This is a genomic window from Psychrobacillus glaciei, assembly GCF_008973485.1.
Taxonomy (GTDB): Bacteria; Bacillota; Bacilli; order Bacillales_A; family Planococcaceae; genus Psychrobacillus; species Psychrobacillus glaciei.
Window position 1 is genome coordinate 2,653,568 of sequence record NZ_CP031223.1, and the last position, 12,092, is coordinate 2,665,659.

A 12,092-nucleotide genomic window follows, 5' to 3' on the forward strand; every position below is an offset into this window, starting at 1 on the left:
TTATTTCAATGGCTTATTTAAGCCGATGTTTTTTCGTTATCTTTTTCTACTTCAGTTCCATCTGCTAATAAAAGCTTTGGTGTTGCTTGTTCCGTGATTGTTTCTTTTGTAACAACACACTCTGCAATGTCATCTCTTGATGGCAGCTCAAACATAACATCAAGCATTATGTTTTCAATAATCGAACGAAGTCCACGAGCACCTGTTTTACGCTCAATTGCTTGTTTCGCTATTTCTACTAATGCTTCTTCTTCAAATGTTAGTTTCACATTATCGAGCTCAATCATTTTTTGATATTGTTTTGCAAGTGCATTCTTAGGTTCTGTTAAAATTTGTACAAGCGCTGGAACGTCTAATTGTTCTAAGCTTGCCAATACTGGTAAACGTCCAATAAATTCTGGTATTAAACCGAATTTCAACAAATCTTCTGGTATAAGTTGACCAAGTACGGAACCTGCTTCTACTTCTACTTTATTGGGATTTGCTCCAAATCCAATTACTTTTTCGCCCAAACGACGTTTAATAATTTGGTCTATTCCATCAAATGCTCCTCCAACGATGAATAAAATGTTCGTTGTATCGATTTGAATGAATTCTTGATGTGGATGCTTACGTCCTCCTTGAGGTGGTACGCTAGCCACTGTGCCTTCTAAAATTTTAAGAAGTGCTTGTTGAACACCTTCACCTGAAACATCTCGCGTAATGGAAGGATTTTCAGATTTACGTGCTACTTTATCTATTTCATCGATATAAATAATCCCTTTTTCTGCTCGTTCAATATCGTAGTCTGCTGACTGAATCAGCTTTAAAAGTATATTTTCTACATCTTCTCCCACGTAACCCGCTTCAGTTAAAGACGTAGCATCTGCAATCGCAAATGGAACATTCAGAATACGCGCAAGCGTTTGAGCAAGCAATGTTTTACCACTACCTGTTGGACCTATTAATACAATGTTCGATTTTGATAATTCCACTTCGTCAATTACGCTATTTGAATTAATTCGTTTGTAATGGTTATAAACAGCTACTGCAAGTGATTTTTTTGCTCGCTCTTGTCCGATTACATATTCATCTAGTATGGATAATATTTCTTTTGGTTTTGGAACTTCTTTAAATTCTATTTCTTCCTCTACACCAAGTTCTTCTTCTACAATTTCAGAACACAAATCGATACATTCATCACAAATATATACCCCTGGTCCTGCAACTAGCTTACGAACTTGTTCTTGTGGTTTACCACAGAAAGAACATTTTAAGTTCCCTTTTTCATCATTAAATTTGAACAAAATATTCACCCCTATTCAAGCAATTATCTTACAAGATTCTTTAGAAGGAATCAAATAATACGTTTAAGTATGTCTGTTAATGTCGGAAAATCTATGTATAGATAAAACAAGGCACAGACATTTTTACTGTACCTTGTTTTATTTATTATAACGCGTTTTACTCGAATTATGAAATTTTTGCGTTTTCTACTAAGAAATCAACTGTTTTTTGGAAACGTAGATCGTTTTCAAGTACCGCAGTACCACCAAGTGCTTTTTTTATGTCTTCAGCAGGCATATTAAATTGTGCACTCATTTTTTCAAGTTCTGCATTTATATCTTCTTCAGTTGCTTGAATTTTTTCTTTCTCACCAATTGCTTCAAGTGTTAATGAAACTTTCACGCGTTTTTTTGCATCTTCTGCCATTTGTTCACGCAGTGCATCTTCACTTTGACCAGAGAATTGATAGTAAAGATCTAAGTTCATACCTTGTTGTTCCAAACGTTGACCAAACTCTTTTAGAATACGATCCGTTTCTGTTTCGATCATTACTTCTGGAATATCAACTGTTACATTTTCAGCAGCAGCTTCTACTAGATCATCACGAAGCGTTTGTTCAGCCAATTGTTTTTTCTCTTCAGCAGTTACTTCTTTAAGTTTAGCACGTAATCCGTCGATGCCCTCAACTTCGGCATCTACTTCTTTTGCAAAGTCATCATTTAACTCAGGAAGTTCTTTTCCTTTTACTTCTTTCACTGTAACTTTGAATACAGCTTCTTTACCAGCTAATTCAGCAGCGTGATATTCTTCTGGGAATGTTACAGTTACGTCTTTTTCTTCGCCATTTTTTGAACCGATTAACTGTTCTTCAAAACCTGGGATGAAAGTGTTAGAACCGATCTCTAAAGAGTAGTCTGTTCCAGTCCCACCTTCAAATGCTTCATCTCCAACAAATCCTTCAAAGTCGATTACAGCAGTATCTCCTTCAACGATTGCATCTTCTTTTATTGCTAGTTCTGCTAAACGAACTTGTTGGCTTTGAAGTTGCTCTTCAATTTCTGCATCTGTTACTTCTGTTTCTAATTTAGTTACTTCTAAACCCTTGTAATCTCCAAGAGTAACTTCTGGTTTTACAACAACTTTCGCAGTAAATACTAGCGGTTGTCCTTTTTCCATTGTTACGATATCGATTTCAGGACGATCGATTGGATCAATTCCAACTTCGTCAACAGCATTTCCATAAGCTTCTGGAAGAATGAAGTCTAAAGCATCTTGGTATAATGATTCTACACCATACATTTTTTCAAACATTGGACGTGGCATTTTCCCTTTACGGAATCCTGGTACATTGATTTGTTTTACTACTTTTTTAAATGCTTGATCTATACCTTTCGTTACTACATCTGTAGAAACTTCTACTGTTAATAGACCATTATTTCCTTCTTGTTTTTCCCATTTTACTGACATATATTCTACCTCCAAAAATAAATTACATAATTTAGCAGCCTGTAAAAATTAGTAACAGGACAGGTTTTCACTAATTATATTGACAACTTGTATATTATAGCATAGTTGAATAGACTTTCAACATTAATCATTATCTATTATTGCGGTAGAATCGTCCACTAATTTGATGAGTTCATACAAATCATTTGGTAGGCCGTTTTCCATCCCTAATAATGTATCTACAAAATTTATATATCCCTCTGCTACCTCTTCATCACTATATCCTACCCAATCAAATGGGAATAACGCATACGCATGACTATGAACTAACGCAACAGTCATTTCAAATTTAGAAGGAGTTTTTTCTAAAAATTTATGAACACATAAATTTATCTTTTCAATTCGATCCACAGCATTTGGAGCCGGGGGTGTAACAGGATTGATTTTTTCCTTAAAACCAAACTTTTCAATCATTACTTCGGTTGTTTCACCGATTGCTCCTAGTACTATTAAAGCAAGTGACTGAACTGCAGGATAGACTTTTTTACTTTCTGCAATTTTAATAATGTCTGGTATAGCTTTTGTAACATCTTGAAAAAAGGCATTTTGCAATAATTGTTCTTGCTCTTCTAAATGTAGCTTGGTAAATACATCTATTCTGAACTTTTCTAAGTCAATATTTGGAGAAATAGAATTATCCATATGTAGTTTATTTTCTTGTTCCATTGCAAGTTTACCGCTTAACTCTTTTAACTGAAAAAAGTTTTTCTTTCGCTCCTTCGAAAATCTTTTATCCACAAGTAGTTTATTTAATACGGTATCAACTTCATTATAGTCTTTCAAATCAAGTAAAATAGTCAAATACAACTCAACAAATTGTTCAAGCATAGGGGATTTTTTCTTCATTAAATTCTCACAAATTTCTTTGGCTTCTTGCTGACGTTTTGTTTCTAACAAAGTAAGAATGTAAACACTCAAAATCGTATCATCTAATTCCTCATACTTTTTTGCTTCATCAAAGCATCCAGCTGCTTTCACATAATTATTTTCTTCAGCAAAGGCTATGCCATCATTTATTAGTTTATTAACCATGCCTGGAAAGAAAATAACATTTTCATTGTTTTTTAGACCATAATTTTTATCCTTCATTTTACTCGCCTACCTTTACCATCGATATATATGTATATACTATATCATTTTGTTCTACTTTCCTATGCTTTCTAAAAAAAAAATTGTAAATACCCTCCTATCTTTGAGAAAAGGAGGGTTAAAACTTAAATGTTGGATTTATAATTGATTTTGCAAGTCTCTTTGAAGTACCTTTAATTGCCGAATTCGCTAGATGTTATTCTACTCAAAAATGGTAACGTTTACTATTTCACCAAAAGTTAATGTAAATGATTGAAATATATCTTCCATTTCAATTACTCTTTTATTTAAATCTACCCAAGTTATTCTACCAACTTGATAAATAAATTCACCATTTTTCCATATTTTCATTTCCACTTCTACATTTCTTTTCATCGCGATTTCAATTAATTGTTGGATTTCCTCTAAATCCCATTCATCCAATTGTGGGCGCGGTTCTTTCTTAGATGCGTCGTTATATTCTCGAATGAGCCTCACATGTTCTGGCAACATCATGGCTACCCACTTTTTTGAACCTCTGTCTCGGATTTTAGATAAGTCTAGTTTTTCATCGAAATGATCATTTAAATAAGTCATTAGATTATATCCTTCTTTCTGTTCATGACAGGAATGCAACCGAGAATATTTTCAATACGGAAAGTACGTTTTGCATGTCTCGTCAAACAATACGCTTGGAATGATTCTCCTTGCAACTTCAAAACTTTTATCCGGCGTTTTGTCACTTCACCGCTTTTGGATAAATAAATAATGTCTATTAATTGTCCATAACGCATGGTTTTCAAAAGCTTCCCTCTCACATTGATTCCCCCACTAAGAATGTATGTTCTTATTATATACCGAACGTACGTTTTATATCAACGGAAAATACTTCTGTACAAAAATTATTCATTCCTTAGTTGGTTAAGGACATTTGCAAACTTTTGGTCCTCTATTTCTAGGCGAAAGTCGCGAAATGGATTAGCTTGCTTATATAAACGATCTAGGACGGATGGAACGGTAAACAAGTTAGGCTTTATGGTATCACACACTTTATCCCATTTTAACGGAGTCGCAATTAACCCCATCTCGTTACCCCTTGGGGAATAGGACGCTATTATGGTTTTCCCTTCCTGATGCTGAACATAGTCCAAGTACAGTCTATTGTGGCGGTTCTTTTTTAATCTTTCTGTCGTGAAACATTGCGGTTCTTGTTCACATAGGAAATCACAAAAAAACTTTGTAAAAACACGAGTGTCATCATCAGAATAAGTATTGAAAGACAATGGGATATAAATTTGAATTCCTTTACCACCAGAAGTTTTCACAAGGGACGTTAGCTCAAAATGGTCAAATTTTGCCTTCACCTGTAATGCTGCTTTGATCGCTAAAGAAAACTCTGGAAAGGAAGGAGGATCCAAATCAAAAACAGTTTCGGTCGGTTTACCTGTTTGGATAGTTTGAAATGGAATGTGAAGTTCTAACGCAAGTTGGTTTCCAATCTACAATAAGGGTTCAACATTGTTACACAAAACATAACTGGTATCATCCACCTGATCCGTTTTTACGAAACTAGGAAGAGCATCCATCCAGTTTTTTTGATAAAACTTTTCTACCGGAGCCCCGTGTGGATAACAGACAGAAGTCGGTCATGTAAAAAGGGAGGATATACAGGGATACATTTTGCAAATAATATAAGTAATCGTCTTTTTAAATATTTGCGGCCCGCCAAATCATCTGCCTACTGATTCACGTAAACTGTGGACGGAAAAGTAAAAATTAAAAAAAGATCAAGCCATTGTAAGATTAAAGTGAATACTGGATTTCTAGTATTTCGATTTCATATACATGCTCTCTCATGAAAACCGCAAAGTGTAAATTCCTTGCGGTAGCTCTACTATTTGAAAGTTACTTTTTCTTTTTCTTCACTTTGTCTTCATAAAAGACACTGAAATTGGGATCAATGGTTCCTATATTCAAATATCGTGCTTTATAATCCCGAAGTAACTCGAAAAACTTTTTACTTAATATTAAAATAACAACTAAGTTTACAAATGTCGGTATGGCTGTAGTTATATCAGCAAAATACCAAACGGCTTTTCCAGGTAGATTATAGTTTACTGCGTAAATTACCATCAAAGAACCCGGAATTGGATATAGCCATTTAAAAGCGGTCAAAATTTTATACTTGAGTGTAATCTTCTTCTTATCGTTGAACAGATGCCGCAACAAAATTTCATAATACGTGTACCAACCGGTAGATGTGGTTAACCCGAACAAAAAGATGGATACCGCAATAATATAACGGCCAAATTGACCAATTCCTGTTTCAAATGCTGAAAGTGTTAACGCAGCACCATCTAGACCGGATGACCATACCCCAGTTATAATTATGGTAAAAGCTGTGATGGAACAAATGATAATCGTATCAATATAAACTTCTACCGCTCCCCACATTCCTTGTTTAATGGGGTGATCTGTTTTCGCTGTAGAGTGAATCATCGGCGAAGTACCCCAACCAGCCTCGTTACTATAAACTGATCGCGCTACTCCCATTCGAATCACTTGAGCAATAACAGCCCCCGTGAAACCACCGACAGCTGCCGCTCCAGAAAATGCACTATCAAAAATTAGTGCGAATGCTGGTCCTATTTCAGAATAATTCTTAAAAATTATAAATAGACCTGCTAACACATAAAACATACACATAAAAGGAACAAGCAAAGAAGCAATCTCACCAATTCTCTTTATTCCACCATAAATAATAATATAAATAATCGTTAGATAAATAAACGATGAAGGGATCATGCCAATATTAAAAGTAGAACTTACCGCTTCAGATATCGTATAGTTTTGTAGTGTTATAAAAAATGTCGTAAAGATGCCGAAACCGAAAAGAATAGCAGGTACTTTCCAATATTTAAACTTCTTTTCCTCACCAAGCCCCTTCTCCATATAATAAGTCGGTCCACCATACGGATTTCCTTTTTCATCCGTATTCCGCAATACACAGAAAGTGATACTTCCACTGTTTTGGTGATCATTCCTAGAAGCGCTGTAAGCCACATCCAAAAAACGGCTCCTGGTCCTCCTATTGCAATGGCCGTTGCTACACCTCCAATATTCCCTACTCCGACACTGCCACCAATAGCAGTACTAACTGCTTGAAAAGGTGTTAGAATTCCTTTTGTATCCTTCGATTTATCTCTTTTGGAAAATACTTTCCCGAACGTATTTTTGAATATATGAGGCAAATAACCGAATTGAAATAATTTACTCCCTATCGTAAAATATAAACCTGCAAATAACACGGTGAAAATTAGCGGTAATCCCCATAGCCAACCAACAATTGTTTCAAGTATAGCATCCACTATATATACCCCCCTTTAAGAATTGGTGTCACCATTTTTACTTTACTTATGCTATTTTCTATATTTTATTTCTCCGCCGATAATTGTCATTTCAACTTCCGTGGACAAAAGCTCATCAGCTGATTTCATCTCAAATAAATCTTTCGACAGAACTGACATATCACATAGTTTTCCTATTTCAAGTGTACCCTTCACATTTTCCTCGTTCGTTGCATAAGCACCTCCTATTGTAAATAATTGAACAGCTTCGAACATCGATAATTTCTCTTGTGGATTGTATCCATTGTGTGTTTCCCCCACTTTCTTACGTGTAACTGCTGCATGCATTCCCAGTAATGGATTTAAAGGTTCAATCGGAGCATCAGAACCTCCCGCACATAAAACCCCTGCTTTCAGAAGTGTTTTAAAGGGATAAGAACAGTTCGATCTCTCCTCTCCCAATCTTTCGATAATCCATGGGTAATCACTTGAGACAAACTTCGGTTGAACATCTGCAATTCTATTTGGACTTACTAGTCTATCAATTAGATTTTCGTTCAATATCGAGACGTGAATTAGCCGATCACGGTATTTAGAAGGTTCAAATTGATCTAATATATCCAATACATTTCTCAATGCCTGATCACCTATCGTATGAACCGCAACAGGAAAATTCTGTGCACGTATATCTCGAATAATATCCAACAGTTCCTTTTGGCTATACATGGCATTCCCTGAATTAGTAGGAGCATCACTATATGGTTTGGAAAGTAGTGCTGTTCTACCCCCAAGGGCACCATCCGCGAAAATTTTGATCGCGCCAATCATTACTTTATTATTTCCAAAACCAGTAGACATACCTGCCGTTTTTAACTCCTCTAGATAGTCATAGTCTATTAAAAGATTACTTCTTGGTCCAATGCCTTCATTATTCACAAGTTCATCAAATAATTTATAAGTTTGGATTGCACCCCCTAAATAATTAGGGTCATTTGTATGAATACTCGTAAATCCCAAACGAACCGATTCTTCCATCGCTATCTTTAGAGCGTTTTTTAACTGCATGTAACTTTTTTTAGGAATATGCTTTGTTACAATCGTCGATGCCGTTTCTAACAATAGGCCAGTCGGCTTTTTAGAAGTCGGATCAATTACTACCGTACCACCGTAAGGAATAGCCATTTCCGGATGATACCCACTTAGAAATAGTGCTTTCGTATTCACTAAAAATGCATGTCCGCATATTCTTGGTAAAAACAACGGAAAAAACGGCGCTGCATAATCTAGTTCTTGAATAGTGGGAATTTGCTTATCAAGAAAGACATTTTCATCCCATCCACGTCCTAAAATCCATTCGCCAGGTTGTAATGTAACCGATTTTTTTTTAATAAGAGTCAACAATTCATCTTTTGACTTCACACCTGTAAGATCAAGTTCCTGTGCATTGATACCGACACTAGATATATGAAGGTGACTATCGATTAAACCCGGAAATACCGTCTTTCCCTCTAAATCAATTATAGTTGTTCCATTTCGACCCCATTGTAATAACATCGCTTCGGAAGATCCCATATCAATAATTCTTTCATTACTCGTAACCAAGCACTGTACAAAAGGTTTGTTGAGATTCATCGTGTAAATATTGCCATTTGTAAAAATTGTCGTTTGCAAGAAAATTATGCCCCTTTCTTCTTCCTCATAACCCAATTCTAAATGAGTAGTAATTGTAAATAAATACTAAATCACAAAATTTTAAATATTCTGTATTTTAGAAAGAGTATATGATTACTCATCTGCAAATAGAACAATTTAGGATTGACTAAGGACTTATCTAAATAAAAAATAGCAAGAGCGGAAAATTTAAATAAGAAATGTTCAAATAATGAGGGGTGTACTATGTATGCTTAGACTTAAAACTCTATCTACATTAAAGGAATTCTTATAAAACAAAAAAAAACACTTCAATTCCCTATATAAAAAGGAATTGAAGCGTTTTTATGTCGACTCTAAATGTTACTTCAGAGCCTAGAAACGTCCCAGGAGAGATTCGAACTCCCGACCGACGCCTTAGAAGGGCGTTGCTCTATCCAGCTGAGCTACTGAGACTTAAGATCAAAGAAATTTTAGCATTATTGGAATAATATTTTCATCGTGACCAAATTTAGCTACTTAATTAGTATAATGGAAATTTAACATTTTGCAAGCTTTATTTAACTTTTTTTACTGCGACTGTTTCACTCAAACAACTTATGGTAATTAAATGTTGAAAGTAACAAAGTTTTCATCATTCATATACTATATGATAAAGAGAATTATTCAAGAATCATTAAATTCAAATAATCCCCTTTCTATTTTTCTATGAAAAAAGGATTGGAAATGTTGAATAAACAACATTTCCAGCCTTTTTTATCGCTTCTTACTATACTAAATTACGTGCCCAGGAGGACGTTTTCTAGAGCTTTTAAACCCTTATACACTAAAGTTTTTTCTATTCAATGTGTATAATACATGTAAAGGCTTTTAATGACGTGAATTGTAATAAAAACTTACTTTTTCATGCGATATCAGAAGGTTTCGTCTCAGATGAAATGATAGCCATTGACACAACTCATATAGAAGCACGCGATATCGCTCTATCTAAATCAGGTAAGGTGAAAAAAGAACCCCAAACTCCTCTAGTTGCCCACTTTCTGTTGATGTTCCACATCCCGTCAAAACAATAGCTACCGCCATCAGGCTAAACACAAAGTAAAATATTTTGTCTCGCGTGAAAATATTCTTTTCCAACTCCTCTATCTAATCAGTTTACTAATAGTATTACTATAAGTTAACTCACGACAACTCAGTTGCAAACGAATTGTTTATAGAAACTCTCATTTATTTCCTCGTAAACTTGTTCACTCCTCAAATAAAATATTGCCCTTTCCTTGATTTCAAGATATCACAAGTACTATTCACTACACTTGATCAACTTCACAAAATCAGAATCCAACACTTAAATTTTCAGACCGTTCTAACATATTAACCTCTACATTTCTTACAAAATTAATACTTCTAAATTGGTCAATCATTTGCTAATGAAGATAAAAAGACAACATTAAAACTCTATTCTAGTATGTAATAGAATAGAGTTTTCACCACTTCATATTTAATTGATATACCTGCTTACAACAGGGTTTGTTCTAGGAGCTTTGCCGCAAAATATTTACGCGCTTCGGCAGTCAAAATCTGCAAAGTTACTACTTCTTCCTGCCGTTTAAAATCGACAAACATACCGCTTAAATTTTCCTGTACAGAATGGACTTTAAAACCCTTGCCTAAATAGTCATCTACTTGTTCCATTTCATCCAAACTTAACAAATGATCCGACATAGACACACCCCACTTTTTTATTCAGCCTTTTTTTCTTCAATTTCTTGCACGACGATATCGTTCCAATCATGACCAACTGTTATGCCTAAATACTCCGCGTCACTTGGATTGTCTAGTTCGGCTTGCGGGTACTTTTTAAACCACCAATATTTCGCCAAGACATAGTACACAATTGCCCCCACGAAAAAGCCCACCAATGAAGAATACGTTGGGAACATATTCGCTAAGGCACCACCGATCACCCAAGCGATTAACCCCGCTACGTTAAAGCCATTCATATATTTATATTGGCCGTCTAACTCGTACAGTTCTTTTACGTTCACACGACGTTTACGGATTAAATAATAATCGGCGAATAATATCCCCACAATTGCTGTTAAAATACCGCCAATGATTAATAAAGCATCGACTAATACGCCAAATAAGCTCCACGGCTGTACTACAATCCCAATGACCCCCGCTATTATAACACCAGCCCAGAATGGCACTTTTGGTCCGCCAATGTTTGAGAAAATCGTTGCCGCAGGAATAACATTTGCGGACGTGTTTGTTGACCATTGCGCTAACACAATCATTAGCAATAAAACCCCTAACACAATTCCACTTGCACTTTGCTGCAAGGCATTTATCGGATCCGCAGATGCCACTGCCATATAAGCTACTGCACCTATAGTTACCATAAATGTATTGGTAATCGGCATCACGATTAAAGAACCAATTAACTGCGTTTTATTGCGCTTGAACCAATTGCGTTCATTTTTTGGCGCTTTAAAGAAACGTGATAGTGTTGGCATATCAGCTGCTAACGTTGCCCAGAATCCCATGTTCGCCATCATCACAACCATGAATGCTGTAAAAGCTGCTATCCCTGTCGTCGGTGATTCTATCCAAGTCCATACATTTTTCCCTTGAGCCGTTGCGTGATCGGCAAGCGTAATATACATCCAGCAAGATATTAATATAATAACCGGCGCAGCAAAATCTGCAAAGCGCTCAATGGATTTAATGCCTAGCGAGGTGTTAATTAACTGTAATGCCGCAAAAACAAGGAAACATAAAAACCAATTATTAAAGTCAAATAATAAATTCAAAATCCCATTGATAGCCATTGCACCAAAATAGGTGTTAAGCCCAAACCAACAAGCAGCTGTCACCCCACGAACGAGGGATGGTATGTGCGTGCCAATTGTACCAAATGGGGCACGCATATAAACCGGGAAGGATAAGCCATGCTCAATACCAATGTCACCGATTAATGTCATAAATACACCGATTAAAACGGATCCTATCATAGTCGCTAAAATTACCATAGGCAATGACAAAGTCATAATAGCTGATCCACCAATTGCAAAGGCGGCTAAAACGATGGCCATCCCTATCCAAATCACTGCAAAACCAAATGTCCCGATACTTCTTTTTTGATGTGTCACTGGAAGTAAATCTGGTGATTTTAAATAATCTCCACCATTCGCCATACATGTCTCTCCCTTATATTAGATTTCCAGTTAACGCACAACTAATTGCCCACTTTTT

Annotated in this window: 9 protein-coding genes, 1 tRNA gene and 1 pseudogene; all 11 read right to left on the reverse strand. The window is 35.7% G+C overall.

Annotation, left to right across the window (positions count from 1 at the left end; genetic code table 11):
* Positions 1-17: 17 nt before the first annotated feature.
* The gene (clpX, locus tag PB01_RS12435) at positions 18-1,286 is read right to left on the reverse strand and encodes an ATP-dependent protease ATP-binding subunit ClpX (RefSeq protein ID WP_151700499.1); all 1,269 of its coding nucleotides are present in this window, start codon (positions 1,284-1,286) and stop codon (positions 18-20) included.
* Positions 1,287-1,452: 166 nt separating this feature from the next.
* Positions 1,453-2,733, reverse strand: coding sequence for a trigger factor (tig, locus tag PB01_RS12440; RefSeq protein WP_151700500.1), 1,281 nt, complete (start codon positions 2,731-2,733; stop codon positions 1,453-1,455).
* A 123-nt stretch (positions 2,734-2,856) separates the two neighbouring features.
* Positions 2,857-3,861 carry a hypothetical protein gene (locus PB01_RS12445; RefSeq protein ID WP_151700501.1) on the reverse strand — a complete coding sequence of 335 codons (1,005 nt, stop codon included), beginning with the start codon at positions 3,859-3,861 and terminating at the stop codon, positions 2,857-2,859.
* A 201-nt stretch (positions 3,862-4,062) separates the two neighbouring features.
* Entirely contained in the window at positions 4,063-4,437 is a 375-nt protein-coding gene (locus tag PB01_RS12450; RefSeq protein ID WP_151700502.1) for a YolD-like family protein, read from the reverse strand.
* Positions 4,437-4,658, reverse strand: a complete 222-nt coding sequence (locus PB01_RS12455) for a transcriptional regulator (protein ID WP_151700503.1) — start codon at positions 4,656-4,658, stop codon at positions 4,437-4,439. Before PB01_RS12455 ends, PB01_RS12450 begins: the two co-directional genes overlap by 1 nt.
* A gap of 84 nt (positions 4,659-4,742) precedes the next feature.
* Entirely contained in the window at positions 4,743-5,339 is a 597-nt protein-coding gene (ligD, locus tag PB01_RS21945; RefSeq protein ID WP_404815116.1) for a non-homologous end-joining DNA ligase LigD, read from the reverse strand.
* A gap of 406 nt (positions 5,340-5,745) precedes the next feature.
* Positions 5,746-7,208: pseudogene (locus PB01_RS12465) on the reverse strand (alanine/glycine:cation symporter family protein).
* A 51-nt stretch (positions 7,209-7,259) separates the two neighbouring features.
* A complete protein-coding gene (locus PB01_RS12470; RefSeq protein ID WP_151700505.1) occupies positions 7,260-8,858 on the reverse strand; it encodes an amidohydrolase in 1,599 nt (532 codons plus the stop codon).
* A gap of 361 nt (positions 8,859-9,219) precedes the next feature.
* Positions 9,220-9,293 (reverse strand) — tRNA-Arg (locus PB01_RS12475).
* A 1,059-nt stretch (positions 9,294-10,352) separates the two neighbouring features.
* On the reverse strand, positions 10,353-10,559 hold the full coding sequence (locus tag PB01_RS12480) for a hypothetical protein (protein WP_151700506.1): 207 nt from the start codon (positions 10,557-10,559) through the stop codon (positions 10,353-10,355).
* A gap of 17 nt (positions 10,560-10,576) precedes the next feature.
* Positions 10,577-12,034, reverse strand: a complete 1,458-nt coding sequence (locus PB01_RS12485) for an NCS1 family transporter (RefSeq protein WP_151700507.1) — start codon at positions 12,032-12,034, stop codon at positions 10,577-10,579.
* Between the last annotated feature and the right edge of the window lie 58 nt (positions 12,035-12,092).